This window comes from Rhizobacter koreensis (genome assembly GCF_013366375.1).
In the GTDB taxonomy this organism is placed as follows: Bacteria; Pseudomonadota; Gammaproteobacteria; order Burkholderiales; family Burkholderiaceae_C; genus Schlegelella_A; species Schlegelella_A koreensis.
In genome coordinates this window covers 306,195-319,885 of sequence record NZ_JABWMJ010000001.1, presented here as the reverse complement: position 1 = coordinate 319,885, position 13,691 = coordinate 306,195, and the positions used below count along the sequence as shown (strand labels likewise).

The 13,691-nt window shown below is 71.6% G+C and carries 13 protein-coding genes; 2 read left to right on the top strand and 11 right to left on the bottom strand.

Features of this window, described 5'->3' with window-relative positions; all coding sequences use genetic code 11:
- Nucleotides 1-60: 60 nt before the first annotated feature.
- Both HQN59_RS01405 and HQN59_RS01400 read right to left on the bottom strand, forming a co-directional pair.
- Entirely contained in the window at nucleotides 61-1,767 is a 1,707-nt protein-coding gene (locus HQN59_RS01405) for a GMC family oxidoreductase N-terminal domain-containing protein (protein ID WP_176065333.1), read from the bottom strand.
- A 33-nt stretch (nucleotides 1,768-1,800) separates the two neighbouring features.
- Nucleotides 1,801-2,601 carry a helical backbone metal receptor gene (locus HQN59_RS01400; protein ID WP_176065331.1) on the bottom strand — a complete coding sequence of 267 codons (801 nt, stop codon included), beginning with the start codon at nucleotides 2,599-2,601 and terminating at the stop codon, nucleotides 1,801-1,803.
- Between the two features lie 239 nt (nucleotides 2,602-2,840).
- On the opposite strand from HQN59_RS01400, the gene HQN59_RS01395 reads away from it, so the two are divergent.
- Entirely contained in the window at nucleotides 2,841-3,386 is a 546-nt protein-coding gene (locus HQN59_RS01395) for an RNA recognition motif domain-containing protein (RefSeq protein ID WP_176065329.1), read from the top strand.
- Between the two features lie 98 nt (nucleotides 3,387-3,484).
- Here HQN59_RS01395 and HQN59_RS01390 read toward each other — a convergent pair whose 3' ends face one another.
- From HQN59_RS01390 to HQN59_RS01375, 4 genes are read right to left on the bottom strand one after another with little or no spacing between them, the layout of a single operon-like run.
- Nucleotides 3,485-4,279, bottom strand: a complete 795-nt coding sequence (locus HQN59_RS01390) for an SDR family oxidoreductase (RefSeq protein WP_176065327.1) — start codon at nucleotides 4,277-4,279, stop codon at nucleotides 3,485-3,487.
- Complete coding sequence (gene lptC, locus HQN59_RS01385) at nucleotides 4,276-4,965, bottom strand: LPS export ABC transporter periplasmic protein LptC (protein ID WP_176065325.1); 690 nt, start codon at nucleotides 4,963-4,965, stop codon at nucleotides 4,276-4,278. Before lptC ends, HQN59_RS01390 begins: the two co-directional genes overlap by 4 nt.
- Nucleotides 4,952-5,533: a KdsC family phosphatase gene (locus HQN59_RS01380; RefSeq protein ID WP_176065323.1), complete on the bottom strand. Its 582-nt coding sequence runs from the start codon at nucleotides 5,531-5,533 to the stop codon at nucleotides 4,952-4,954. The genes lptC and HQN59_RS01380 overlap by 14 nt, the downstream gene beginning before the upstream one ends.
- Entirely contained in the window at nucleotides 5,533-6,549 is a 1,017-nt protein-coding gene (locus HQN59_RS01375; protein ID WP_176065321.1) for a KpsF/GutQ family sugar-phosphate isomerase, read from the bottom strand. Before HQN59_RS01375 ends, HQN59_RS01380 begins: the two co-directional genes overlap by 1 nt.
- Before the next feature lie 242 nt (nucleotides 6,550-6,791).
- Between HQN59_RS01375 and HQN59_RS01370 the strand changes: the two genes are divergently transcribed.
- Nucleotides 6,792-8,792, top strand: a complete 2,001-nt coding sequence (locus tag HQN59_RS01370; RefSeq protein ID WP_176065319.1) for a monovalent cation:proton antiporter family protein — start codon at nucleotides 6,792-6,794, stop codon at nucleotides 8,790-8,792.
- A 118-nt stretch (nucleotides 8,793-8,910) separates the two neighbouring features.
- On the opposite strand, the gene HQN59_RS01365 is transcribed toward HQN59_RS01370, so the two are convergent.
- From HQN59_RS01365 to HQN59_RS01345, 5 genes are all read right to left on the bottom strand, one after another.
- Complete coding sequence (locus tag HQN59_RS01365; RefSeq protein ID WP_176065317.1) at nucleotides 8,911-9,378, bottom strand: Crp/Fnr family transcriptional regulator; 468 nt, start codon at nucleotides 9,376-9,378, stop codon at nucleotides 8,911-8,913.
- A gap of 225 nt (nucleotides 9,379-9,603) precedes the next feature.
- Nucleotides 9,604-11,007: a tRNA uridine-5-carboxymethylaminomethyl(34) synthesis GTPase MnmE gene (mnmE, locus tag HQN59_RS01360; protein ID WP_176065316.1), complete on the bottom strand. Its 1,404-nt coding sequence runs from the start codon at nucleotides 11,005-11,007 to the stop codon at nucleotides 9,604-9,606.
- 90 nt (nucleotides 11,008-11,097) lie between these two features.
- The gene (gene yidC / locus HQN59_RS01355) at nucleotides 11,098-12,852 is read right to left on the bottom strand and encodes a membrane protein insertase YidC (RefSeq protein WP_176065314.1); all 1,755 of its coding nucleotides are present in this window, start codon (nucleotides 12,850-12,852) and stop codon (nucleotides 11,098-11,100) included.
- Complete coding sequence (gene yidD / locus HQN59_RS01350; RefSeq protein ID WP_176066226.1) at nucleotides 12,849-13,145, bottom strand: membrane protein insertion efficiency factor YidD; 297 nt, start codon at nucleotides 13,143-13,145, stop codon at nucleotides 12,849-12,851. Before yidD ends, yidC begins: the two co-directional genes overlap by 4 nt.
- Before the next feature lie 23 nt (nucleotides 13,146-13,168).
- On the bottom strand, nucleotides 13,169-13,672 hold the full coding sequence (locus HQN59_RS01345; RefSeq protein ID WP_176065312.1) for a ribonuclease P protein component: 504 nt from the start codon (nucleotides 13,670-13,672) through the stop codon (nucleotides 13,169-13,171).
- Nucleotides 13,673-13,691: the final 19 nt, after the last annotated feature.

Here is a 13,691-nt window from a genome sequence, read left to right as displayed (position 1 = left end):
CACGTGCCAGGCGCCGGGCGGCGCCCATGCGTGGCCGAAGCAGGCGGCGCGCCTGCGCCGTCAACGACCGGCGAGGATCCATTCCGCGGCGCGCTCGGCGATCATCAGCGTCGGCGAGTTGGTGTTGCCGCTCGTGATGGTCGGCATCACGCTCGCGTCGACCACGCGCAGGCCGCCGACGCCGTGCACGCGCAGGGTTGCGTCGACCACCGCCGCGGGGTCGCGCGCCGGACCCATCTTGGCGGTGCCGACCGGGTGGAAGATCGTGGTCCCGATGTCACCCGCGAGCTTGGCGAGATCGGCGTCGCTTTCGAACTCGACGCCCGGCTTGATCTCGCGCGGCTGCAAGGGCGCGAGCGCCGGCTGCGCGACGATGCGGCGCGTCAGGCGCAGGCTCTGCGCGGCGATGTGGCGGTCGGCGTCGGTGCTCAGGTAGCGCGGCGCGATCGCCGGCACCGCGAGCGGGTCGGGCGAGCGCAGCCGCACGCTGCCGCGGCTCGTCGGGTTGAGGTTGCACACGCTCGCGGTGAACGCGTTGAAGCGATGCAGGGGCTCGCCGAACGCCTCGAGCGAGAGCGGCTGCACGTGGTACTCGAGGTCGGGGTGGGGCTTGCCGGGGTCGCTGCGCGTGAATGCGCCGAGCTGCGAGGGCGCCATGCTCATCGGCCCGGTGCGTCGGGCGACGTATTCGAGGCCGATGCGCGCCTTGCCCCACCAGGTGTGCACCATGGTGTTGAGGGTTCGGGTGCCGCTGACGCCGAACACCGCGCGGATCTGCAGGTGGTCCTGCAGGTTCTCGCCGACGCCGGGCAGCGCCCGGCGCACGCCGATGCCGTGGCGCTGCAGCAGGTCCGGATCGCCGATGCCCGAGAGCTGCAGGACGTGCGGCGAGCCGACCGCGCCGGTCGCGAGGATCACCTCGCCGCCGGGGTTGAGGTGCACGTGGATCGGCGCGCTGCCGCCGAGCGGCGTGACCTCGATGCCCGTCGCGACCGGCCGGCCGTCACCCACCGGGGCGGCATCGCCGGACGCCCGATCGAACAGCACCCGGTTGATGTGCGCACCGGTCCACACCTGGAGGTTGCGCCGCTTGGCCGCCGGGCGAAGAAAGGCCTTGGCGGCGTTCCAGCGGATCCCGGCGCGCTGGTTGACCTCGAAGTAGCCGATGCCCTCGTTGTCGCCGCGATTGAAGTCGTCGGTGGCGGGGATGCCGGCCTGCTGCGCGGCGGCGGCGAAGGCGTCGAGCACGTCCCAGCGCAGGCGTTGGCGCTCGACGCGCCACTCGCCGCCCTGCCGTGCGCCGGTCGGATCGAACCCGGGTGCCGCGTGAAACTCGTCGGCGCCCTTGTGATAGTCCTCGTGCTTCAGGAAGTACGGCAGGCACTCGGCCCAGCTCCAGCCCGGGTTGGCGCCATGGCCGTCGCCACGGCCCCAGCCGTCGTAGTCGCGCGCCTGCCCGCGCATGTAGATCATCCCGTTGATGCTGCTGCTCCCGCCGACCACCTTGCCGCGCGGGTAGCGCAGGCTCCGGCCGTTGAGGCCTTCGTCCGGCTCGGTCGCGTAGAGCCAGTCGGTGCGGGGGTTGCCGATGCAATACAGATAGCCGACCGGGATGTGCACCCACAGGTAGTCGTCGTATCCGCCGGCCTCGATCAGCAGCACGCGCTTGCGGCGGTCGAAGCTCAGCCGGTTGGCGAGCAGGCAGCCGGCGGTGCCGGCCCCGCACACGATGTAGTCGTAGCGTTCGGGGGTCTGGGTCGCGTCCACGCCGGATTGTCGCGGGCCGCCTCGCGGCACCGGCTAAGGGTTGCCGGCAGCGGCGCCGGCGAGATCGCGCAGGTAGCGCAGCCCGGCGACGGCACGCGGTCCGTACCAGCTGAGCAGCTCGCCATCGACGTGCTGCACGAGCGCGTTCGGACAGAGCGCGGCCGCGCGCGCGGCGTGCTCGGGGCCGAAGGCGAACGGCTCCGAGCTCAGCAGCACGCGGTCGACCGCGGCCAGCCAATCCTCGTCGCCCGTGAGCGTCGGATAGCGTCCGGCGCCATGCGATCCGCCGTGGCGTGCCGGCAGCGTCGCCCAGCCGACGCGCGCGAGCATCGCCGAGACGTAGGTGTCGCGCGCGACCGTCATCCACGGGTCGCACCAGATCAGATAAAGCACGCGCTGGGTCGCGTCCGCTGGCGGGCGGGTGCGTTCGAGCTCCTCGGCGAGCGCGATGCTCAGAGCCTCGGCACGCGCACGCAAGCCCGGCACCGCGTCGAACGCACCGGCGAGCTGCGCGACCAGGGCGACGTTGTCCTCCGGCGTGGTCGGGTGGGTCACGATCAGCTCCGGCGCGTCGGCGCCCCAGCCGGCGAGTTCGTCGACGAGTTCGCGCCGGTTCTCGTCGACGTTGACGAGCACGTGGGTCGGCGCGAGTCGGCGCAGCTTCGCGAGATTGACCGTTTTCGTGCCACCGACCTTCGGGATGCGGGCCACGACCTCGGCCGGGTGGATGCAATACCCGGTCCGCGCGACCAGGTAATCGGCAAGCCCGAGCGAAACCACCAATTCCGTGAGGCTCGGCACCAGGCTCGCGATGCGCACCGTTGGTGCATTCATGGCACCGTCACCGGGAAAACCAGAAGATTGCGACGCGTCTGAAACCCGGTGCGCTGCGGGCCCCAGTCGCGCCGGTACAACGCCCTCCGCAAAAGAAAGCGGGTCCATTCGCCCCTGTCAAATTTTTCTTGCAGTTCACTTATATTCGCCATCCGGAGGATGGAAGCGGCGCCTACGCTTGAATGGTTCACGATGGGTAGAAGCTCCACATGTCTCTAGGAAACTGAAAGGGCTCTCCCATGGGCAACAAACTCTACGTCGGCAATCTCTCCTACAACATCCGCGACGACGACCTGCAGCAGGCTTTCTCGCAGTACGGCACCGTGTCCTCGGCCAAGGTCATGATGGACCGCGACACCGGCCGGTCGAAGGGCTTCGGGTTCGTCGAGATGGGTTCCGACCCGGAAGCCCAGGCCGCGATCAACGGCATGAACGGTCAGGCCCTCGACGGGCGCGCGATCGTCGTCAACGAAGCGCGTCCGCGTGAAGAGCGCCCGGGCGGCTACGGCGGCGGCGGCGGCCGCGGCGGCTACGGTGGTGGCGGCGGCTACGGCGGCAGCGGTGGCAGCGGCGGTGGTGGTTATGGCAGCGGCAGCGGCGGCGGTGGTTACGGCGGCGGCGGCTCGGGTGGTGGCGGCCGCAGCGGCGGTGGTGGCTACGGCGGCGGCGGTGGCGGCTACGGTGGTGGTGGCGGCGGCTACGGCGGCGGTGGCCGTTCGGGTGGCGGCGGCGGTGGCTACGGCGGCGGTGGCCGTTCGGGTGGCGGCGGCCGCGGCGGCTACTGATTCGACGCGACATGCGGTGATCGGAATCTCGGTCGCCTGATAAGAGGCGGTGCAGCCGATCGGCGCACCGCCTTTTTCTTTGCCCGTTCGAGCGGCTGCTATTCGTTGCGGCGGCGCTTGCGCGGCCGGCCGGCGAGCAGGCGATCGAACACGACATTGGGTAGCGCGCGCAGCAGGCGCGCGACGATGCCCATCTGCCACGGGATCACGCGGTAACTCGCGCCGGCGCTGATCGCGGCGAACGCGCGATCGGCGAACGCGTCGGCGGGCATCAGGAACGGCATCGAGTAGCGATTGCCGCGGGTGAGCGGCGTATCGATATAGCCCGGCACGATGGTGACGACACGCACGCCGCTCGCGCGCAGCTCGCCGCGCAGGCTCTCGCAATACGCGATGACCCCCGCCTTGCTGGCGCAGTAGGCCCCGTGCCCCGGCAGACCGCGGATACCGGCGACGCTCGCAATGCCGACCAGCCGGCCGCTGCGACGGGCCACCATGGCAGCGACGAACGGCTGGAACGTCGCCGCCATCCCCAGGTTGTTGGTCTCGAAGGTGGCGCGCATCACTTCGAGGTCGGCGGCGTCGGCGGTGTCGATGCCGACGCTGATGCCGGCGTTGGCGATCACCACGTCGGGAACGCCCTGGCGCACGAGACACGCACGCCCGGCGCTCGCGATTGCCTCGAGATTGCGCACGTCGGCGGCGTAGACGCCCACCCGCGCCGCGTCCCAGCCCTGCGCGTCGGCCCACGCCTGCACCTCGGGCGCGCGCCGTGCGACCAGCGCGAGCCGATACCCCGCTGCCGCGAAACGTGTCGCGAGCGCCTGGCCGATGCCGCTCGAAGCGCCGGTGATGAACACCAGCGGCGCGGCGCCGGTTCGCGCGTCGGTCACCGGCTGACTCCGCCGCCGCGCGACTCGAACAGCGCGCGCGTGCGGCCCTTCAGGTCGACCGTCTGGGTGAGGTTGTCGTATTCCATGGCGTCGGCCTGCACGCGCGAGTCGCCCTGCGTGACCGTGACCGGACGGTTCGAGCGCACGCGCTCGATGTTGCGGAACGCGTGCAGGAACTCGCTGCGGAACTCGAGCGGCGGGTCGTTCGGCCCCTTGCCGTTGCGCGTGACCTTGGCGTCGTCGAACAGCTGCACCTCGCTGCCATCGCCGTTCGACAGGGCGCGCTTGGCCGACGCGAGCGTGACGTTGCCATCGGCCGCGATGGCGCGAAAGCGCGGGTTGTCGATCTCGAGCGTGTCGGTGTCGGGGTAGTGGCGCAGGCGATCGCCCTCGATCTGCGTGCGCAGCGCGCCGTCGGGCCCGAAGCGCTGGATCATGAACGTGGTCATCGTGTAGTCGGGCTCGTGGCGCGGCGCCGCCGGCCCGGCCGGGCCGTCGAGCGACGGCGCCTGCGTGACCAGCCACCACGTGGCGCCGGCGAGCGCCGCCATCAGGATCAGCGGCAGATACGCCGAGGCCACGTCGAGCGCGCGCTGGTGCCACGGCAGCGCGGGCGCGACCGGCGGCCCGGCGAACGACAGGTCGATGCCGGCGGTGTCGTCGAGCGCCGGGTCAGCGCGTTCCATCGAGCGTGTGCAGCGGGCCGCGCAGCAGGTCGGCGTAGCGCCCGGCCGCCGTCAGCAGCAGGTCGCAGCACTCGCGCGCCGCGCCGCGACCGCCTTCGGCAGCCGTCACGTGGTGGACGCGCGCCTTCACCTCGACGTGCGCGTTGGCGGGCGCGCACGCGAAGGCGACGCGGTCGAGCAGCGGCAGGTCGGGCCAGTCGTCGCCCATCGCCGTGACCCGCGACCAGTCGCTGCCGAGCGCGGCGAGCACGCCGTCGGCCGCCTCGACCTTGTCGCCGGCGCCGTACACCGCGTGCCGGATCCCGAGGTCGGCAACCCGGCGCCGCAGCGCGGCCGAATCGCGCCCGCTGATGACGACGGGCGTGATGCCGCCGGCGGCGAGCAGCTTCAGACCGTGCCCGTCGAGCGTCGAGAACGCCTTGACCGTCTCGCCGTGCTCGCCGATGTAGATGCGGCCGTCGGTCAGCACGCCGTCGACGTCGAAGATCGCGACGTCGATGCCGGCCTCGCCGCGTGCCTGGAGCAGCAGCGCGGGGTCGAACGCGAGCACCGGTTCGGGCCGGCGCATCAGATCACCTTGGCCCGCATCAGGTCGTTCGAGTTGAGAGCGCCGATGAGCCGCCCGGCCTCGTCGCAGACCAGCACGCCGGTGATGCGGTGCTGTTCCATCAGCTGCGCCGCATCGACCGCGAGAGCGTCCGGCCGCACCAGCCGCGGGTTGGGATGCATGACGTCGCGCGCGTAGAGGTCGCGCAGGTCGGCGCCGCGCTCGATGAGGCGACGCAGGTCGCCGTCGGTGAAGATGCCGAGCACGTGGCGATCCGCGTCGGCGACCGCGGTGAAGCCGAGCCCCTTGTCGGTCATCTCGCGCAGCATGTCGGTGAAGCGCGCGTCGGGGCCGACCGAGGGCACGGCGGCGCCGGTGCGCATGAGGTCGGCGACGTGCATGAGGAGCTTGCGGCCCAGGCTGCCGCCCGGGTGCGAGCGCGCGAAGTCCACTTCCCGGAAGCCGCGCGCGTCGAGCAGCGCGACCGCGAGGGCGTCGCCGAGCGCCATCTGCGCAGTGGTGCTGGCGGTCGGCGCCAGGTTGAGCGGACAGGCTTCCTGGTCGACCGCGCTCGAGAGCGTGAGCGCCGCATGGCGCGCGAGGCTGCTGTCGGTCCGGCCCGTCATCGCCACTAGGGTCGCGCCGAGCCGCCTGATCGCCGGCATGATCGCGCCGAGTTCGTCGCTCTCGCCCGAGTTCGAGATGGCGAGCACCACGTCGTCGGCCGTCACCATCCCGAGGTCGCCATGGCTCGCTTCGGCGGGGTGGACGAAGAACGCCGGCGTGCCGGTCGACGCCAGGGTCGCGGCGATCTTGCGGCCGACGTGGCCGCTCTTGCCCATGCCCATCACGACGACGCGACCGCGGCAGGCGAGGACGAGCTCGACCGCCTGCACGAAGGCGTCGCCCTGGCGCTCCTTGAGGCCGAGCAGCGCGCGCGCCTCGATGTCGAGCGTGTCGCGTGCGAGTTGCAGCACGCGGGCCGCATCGATCGGCGCCCGACCGGGCACGGTCGTTGCGGGAGCGTCCAGTAGCATCGGGCGGATTCTAGGAGTCCGGGCGGTCGACGGCGCCGACGCGGGCAGGCAGCCGCGCGGGGCGTGCGGATGCGTGAGCGAGGCTGCCGGCGCAGTCGGCGCGACCCTGGAACTCAGCGAGCGCGGCGCGCGCCTTGCGAGTCCGCGAACGTTCGCCGCCCGAGTTCCTCTCGCCTCCGATCGGGCCGCCTGCCCCGCGCTGCATCCGTGCAGCCGGCGCGCGACCGACTTCTCGCCTCTCGATGTCCAACTCGCTCGAACTCGTCCTGCTGTACCTGGTCGCGGCCGTCGCCGGTGTCGTGATCTGCCGCTTCGCGCGCCTGCCGCCGATGCTCGGCTACCTGCTGGTCGGCGCCGCCATCGGGCCGCACGCGCTGCGCCTCACCGGTGACTCGCCAGGCGTCAGCTACCTCGCCGAGTTCGGCGTCGTCTTCCTGATGTTCGTCATCGGACTCGAGTTCAACCTGCCCAAGCTCAAGAGCATGCGGCGGCTGGTGTTCGGCCTCGGCATGAGCCAGGTCGTGCTGACGATCGCCGGCGCAGTGATCGGCAATGCGCTGCTCGGCTGGGCCTTCACGGCCTCGGGTCGAGTTCTCGGCCTCGGCTGGCAGAGCGCGGTCGCGCTCGGTGGCGCGCTCGCGATGAGCAGCACCGCCATCGTCGTCAAGATGATGGCCGACCGGCTCGAGCTCGAAAGCGAGCACGGCCGCCGCGTGATGGGCGTCCTGCTGTTCCAGGACCTGGCGGTGGTTCCGCTGCTCGTGCTGATCCCTGCGCTCGGCGCGGAGCCCGACGCACTGCTGTCGGCGCTCGGCATCGCCGCGCTCAAGGCAACGCTGCTGCTCACCGTGCTGCTGGTCGGCGGCCAGCGCGTCATGCGCTGGTGGCTCACGCTCGTCGCCAAGCGCAGGAGCGAGGAGCTGTTCATCCTCAACCTGCTGCTGGTCACGCTGGGCCTTGCCTACCTCACCGAGCACGCGGGCCTCTCGCTCGCGCTGGGCGCCTTCGTCGCCGGCATCCTGATCGCCGAAACCGAATACAAGCACCAGGTCGAAACCGACATCCGGCCGTTCCACGACGTGCTGCTCGGGCTCTTCTTCATCACCGTCGGCATGAAGCTCGATCCGCACGCGGTCGCCGACCATGCGCTGCTGGTGCTCGCGCTCACCTTCGCGCCGGTGCTGTTCAAGTTCGTGCTGGTCACCGCGCTCGCGCGCGCGTTCGGCGCGCAGCAGGGCGTCGCGCTGCGCACCGGGCTCTACCTCGCGCAGGCCGGCGAGTTCGGCTTCGTGCTGCTCGCCCTTGCATCGCAGGGCGGCCTGCTGCCGCTCGAACTGCAGGGGTCGGTGCTCGCGAGCATGGTGCTGTCGATGGTCGCGACGCCGTTCCTGATCGAGCACAGCAACCGCATCGTGATGCGGCTTAGCGCGACCGACTGGCTGCTGCAGTCGGTGGCGATGACGACCATCGCCAAGCGTGCGATCAACACCGAGGGCCACGTGATCATCGCCGGCTTCGGACGCAGCGGGCAGAACCTCGCCCGCCTGCTGGAGCGTGAAGGCATCGCCTACATCGCGCTCGACCTCGACCCCGACCGGGTGCGCCAGGCCGCCGCCGCCGGGCAGAGCGTGGTGTTCGGCGACGCGGCGAGGCTCCAGAGCCTGGTTGCCGCCGGCGTCACGCGTGCCAAGGCGGTGGTGGTGAGCTATCACGACACGCCCTCGGCGCTGAAGATCCTGCACGTGGTGCAGGAGGCTGCGCCCGGCGTTCCGGTGATCGTGCGGACCATCGACGACACCGACCTCGAGCGCCTGCAGGCGGCTGGCGCCACCGAGGTGGTGCCCGAGGCGATCGAGGGTTCGCTGATGCTCGCAAGCCATGCGCTCGCCCTCGTCGGTGTGCCGATGCGGCGCGTGCTGCGCCTCGTGCAGGAGCAACGCGATGCGCGCTACGGCCTGCTGCGCGGCTACTTCCACGGCGCCGACGACGACACCGTCGACGAGCTGCAACACGCACGCCTGGCCAGCCTCACCTTGCCCGTCGATGCCGCCTGCGTCGGCAAGACGCTCGGCACCTGCGGCCTCGAGCGCCACGGCGTGAGCCTGGTGTCGGTGCGCCGCGCGTCGGGCGCGGTGACGGCGCCGGCCGCGTCACTGGTGCTCGCCGGTGGCGACACCCTCGTGCTGTCGGGCCTGCCGGAGGCGATCGCGAAGGCGGAGGCGGCGCTGCTGGCGACGAGCTGATTGCCGGCGCGCGCTGCCGGCGAGGGGAGCAGGCTGACGCGCGCTGCTGCGGTCGCTCGAGCCGAACGGGGCCGCGAGTCACGCCAACCCGCGCGGCAGGCGCCGCCCGCGTGACGCTTCAGGCCGCGATCGTTTCGGCGTCGTAGGTCGAGACCAGCCTTACCGCCATCACCACGCTGGCCGCCCGCAGCAGCTCCTTGGCGATCGCCGGCTCGTCGCTCATGAGGTCGTCGAGCCGGTGCGGGCGCAGGGCCCACACGCGGCACGGCGCCATCGCCTCGACATCGGCCACCCGCGTGTGGTTGCCGAACAGCGCCGGCTCGCCGGCCAGCGAGCCCGCCCTCAGGATCGCGATGCGCCGGCCGGGAGGCGCTCCGCTGCCCACGGACACCAGCATGCTGCCGTGCTCGAGCAGGAACATCGTCCGGTCGACGTCGCCTTGCTTGATGAGCACGTCGCCGGCGTCGAGGTCGAGCGGGGCGAGGTAGGCGCCGAAGCGGCGCCACTCGTCGACGCTGAACTCCGGACGGAACGCGTCGTCCGCGTTGAGCGACTCCACCGCCGCGATCAGGTCGTCGATGTCCATGCTGCCTCCATCATTGCCCGCGCCGCATGGGCGAGCGGGCATTGTGGAGTCGAGAGCCCCGTGGGCTCATCCCCCGGAGTGCGGTATCGGCGCCGGAACGGTCCGGGCGCCGCGCCGTCCGCGGAGCAAGGCGCCCGCCGCCGCTCGGCAGCGCCGCGGAGCAATGTTCCGACCGACGACGGCAGGGGGCCGGCAGACCGAGGCTCGGCCCCGCCGTGCCGCTCGCTACTTCCCGATGCAGAACCCGGCGAAGATCACCCCCAGCAGATCGTCGGCGCTGAATGCACCGGTGATCTCGCCGAGCGCATCGTGGGCGAGGCGCAGCTCTTCGGCGAGGAGTTCGAGGGCGCGGTCGCCCGCCGACGCGTGCTGCGCGGCGGCGTCGAGGTGAGCGGCGGTGCGCTGCAGCGCGTGGACGTGGCGGGCCCGTGCGATGAACACGCCCTCCGGCGCGGCCTGCCAGCCGGCACGCTCGAGGAGCGCCTGACGCAGCTCGGCGAGACCTTCGCCGGACGCCGCCGAGATCGAGAGCCCGCGCGCCGTCTCGACCGCCGGGGCGGCGTCGGCCTTGTTGAAGACGTGCAGCACGCGCGCGGCATCGGCGCGGCCCTCGGCCAGGCGCGCGGCGATCGCGGCGTCGCCGGCGGCGTAGTCGGCATGGCCGAGCCGGGTGAGGTCGTGCAGGAAGACGATCGCGTCGGCGTCTTCGACCGCTTCCCAGCTGCGGGCGATGCCGATGCGCTCGACGGTGTCGCTCGACTCGCGCAGGCCCGCGGTGTCGACGACGTGGATCGGCACGCCCTCGATCTGGATCGTCTCGGCGACCTTGTCGCGCGTGGTGCCGGGAACGTCGGTCACGATCGCGAGCTCGGCGCCGGCGAGGGCGTTGAGGAGCGAGCTCTTGCCGACGTTGGGCTGGCCGGCGAGCACGACGCGCATGCCGTCGCGCAGCAGCGCGCCCTGACGCGCCCGCGCCAGCACGCGCGCGAGCTGACCGCGTGCGGCGGCCAGGCGCTGCAAGGCGCCGGCGCGCTCGAGGAAGTCGATCTCCTCGTCGGGAAAGTCGAGCGTCGCCTCGACCAGCATGCGCAGGTCGACGAGCCGATCGCGCAGCGCGTTCACCTCGTCCGAGAACGCGCCGGCGAGCGCACGCGTCGCCGAGCGTGCCGCGGCTTCGGTGCTCGCGTCGATGAGGTCGCCGACCGCTTCGGCCTGCGCGAGGTCGAGCTTGTCGTTGAGGAAGGCGCGCTCGGTGAACTCGCCGGGCCGCGCGATGCGCAGGCGGGGCAGGCGTGGCTTGCCGGTCGTCGGCTCGACGTCCGCGGCGGCGGCGAGGCAGCGCGCGAGCAGCAACTGCAGCACCACCGGGCCGCCGTGCGCCTGCAGCTCGAGCACCGACTCGCCGGTGTACGAGTGCGGCGCCGGGAAATGGATCGCGAGGCCCTGGTCGATCGCGGAGCCGTCGGCGTCGAGGAACGGGCCGTGGGTGGCGCGGCGCGGCTCCAGGGTGCGGCCGCAGATCGCCTGGATCAGCGGCTCGAGGCGGTCGCCCGAAAGCCGCACGATGCCGATCGCGCCGCGCCCGTTCGCGGTCGCGATGGCGACGATCGGGTCCTCGTCGTGCAGCATCGGAGTGCTCCTCGGGCGCCGACCGGCGCCAGTCCGCCCGCGCCGCGGCCGGTCGACGCCGCGGGGGCTGCCCCGCGAAACGTCAGGCGCCTACTTCGTGACGCCGAGCTGGCGGTTGATGAGGTACTGCTGCGCGATCGACAGGATGTTGTTCGTCAGCCAGTACAGCACGAGGCCAGACGGGAAGAAGAAGAACATCACCGAGAAGGCGAGCGGCATGAACCACATCATCTTCGCCTGCACCGGGTCTGCCGGCGTCGGGTTGAGCCAGGTCTGAACCAGGCTCGTCAGCGTCATCAGGATCGGCAGCAGGCCGATCGGCATGCCGATGCCAGGGATGGTGCCGAACAGCGTGTCGGGACGCGACAGGTCGGTGATCCAGCCGATCCATGGCGCGCCGCGCATCTCGACGCTCGACAGCAGCACCCAGTAGAGCGCGATGAAGAACGGCATCTGCACCACGATCGGGAGGCACCCGCCGAGCGGGTTGACCTTCTCCTCGCGGTAGATGCGCATCATCTCCTGCTGCATCTGCTGCGGCTTGTCCTTGAGCCGCTCGCGCATCTCCATGATCTTCGGGTTGATGGCCTTCATCTTGGCCATCGAGCGGTACGCGGTCGCGTTGAGCCAGAAGAAGACGATCTTCAGCAGCACCACCAGGCCGACGATCGACCAGCCCCAGTTGCCGATCACGTTGTGCAGCTGGGTCAGCAGCCAGAACAGCGGCTCGGCGATCACGCGCAGCCACCCGTAGTCCTTGACGAGCTGCAAGCCCGGCGCGAGCGCGGCGAGCTTGTTCTCTTCCTGGGGGCCGACATAAAGGCGCGCGTCGAAGCTCCTGGTCGCGCCGGGCGCGACCTCGCCGAGCGGCACGAACATGCCGACCGAGTAGGCGTTGGTATCGACCTTGCCGGTGAAGTATTCGCGCGGCACCTTGGGGCCGTTGCCGTTCGCCGGGTCGATCAGCCACGCCGTGGCGAAGTAGTGCTGCACCATCGCGACCCAACCGTTGTCGGCGCTGGTCTCGTGGTTCGGCTTCTCGTTCGGCTCGCGCTTGTCGATGCTCTTGAAGTCGATCTTCTTGTAATGAGCGGTGTCGGTGTAGATCGCCGGGCCGGTGAAGGTCCACACCAGGCTCGACTCGCCGAGCGGCGGATTGCCGTCGCGAACGATCTGCAGGTAAAGGCGCGGGTTGACCGGCGCGCCCGACACGTTGACCAGCTGGTGGTTGACGCCGATCACGTAATCGCCGCGCCTGAAGGTGTAGGTCTTGACCAGCTTGACGCCGCCGACCGGATCGCTCTCGAACTGCACGCGCAGCTCGTTCTGGCCGTCGCGCAGCGTGCGCTCGCCCGGCACCGCGCGCATCGGCGTGTGGTGGTTCGGCAGGCCCGCGCCGCCGGCGGGCGGCACCACGCCGGTCTGCACCACGTAAAGACGCTGCGGCGACTGCTCGAGCACGACGGCGTTGCGCTTGGGGTCGTTGGGGTCGCGCTGGCGCAGCAGCTCGACGCGCGTCAGCGAGCCGCCGGTGCCGTCGAGCGTCGCCTGCACGAGGTCGGTGGTGATCGTCACCCGCTCGGCTGCCGGTGCGGCCACCGGGGCCGCCGCGGTCGCGCCCGGAACGACGCCGGCAGCGGGTGTCGCCGCCGGCGTCTGCCCGGCCGGCACCGGCACGCTGCCGCCCGCGGGCGGCGCGCTCGCCGAACCGGCTGCGGCGGTCTTTGCGGGCGCCGGGCTGAAGAACGAGGGATGACCGTTGTGCCGGTTCCACGCGTCGTAGATCAGGAACAGCGACATCGAGAACACCACCCAGAGAATGGTGCGGCGGGTATCGGCGGTCATCGGTGTGTCTCGCGAGAAGAAGGGGTGGTCGCAGGCGCCCGGTGCGCGGGGCCGCGAACGAAGTCGAAGAGGCGCGGCGACGCGGCCGGCACGGGGTCGTGCCCGCCTGCGCACCACGGATGGCAGCGCGCGAGGCGGCGCAGCGTCAGATAGCTGCCGGCGGCGGCGCCATGTGCCTCGAGCGCCTGCAACGAATAGGCCGAGCAGGTCGGCTCGAAGCGGCACGAGCTGCCGAGCCAGGGGCTCAGCCAAAACCGGTAGCCGCGCACCAGCAGCATCAACAGACGCTGCATGACGCCAGTGCCGGAAGCGGCGTTCACGCCGCGACCGGCGTGGCCGCGACGGCGGCGGCGGCCGCCCCCATCGCGCGCTCGAGTTCGGCGCGCGCGGTCACGCGCAGCGCCTCGGACGCGGCGCTCGGAAAGGTGGCGCGATCGAACGGTGCGCGCAGACGCACGATCCAGATGCCCGGCCGCAGGTCGGCACCGTGGCGTTCGGCCACCGAGCGGATCTGGCGCTTGATCAGGGTGCGCGTCACGGCACGACGCGCGTGACGCTTGGGCACCACGGCACCGAGCCAGAGCTGCGGCGAAGCCGCGCCGCCCGGGTGCGCGGACGTCCCCGCAGGGAAGTCATCCACAGGTTCCGGCGACTCATCCACAGCGGCTGTTGATAACTCTTTCGCGACGGGCCTGCTCGGACGTCGCGCCGGCACGTCCGCGAGGTAGTGGACGGCGAAATGCGGCGTCGCGGCGCAGCGGCGGGAGCGCAGCGCGCGTTCGAAATCGATCGACTTGACGAGACGCGCGAGCTTCGGCACGAGCCGCTCCGACGGCGGC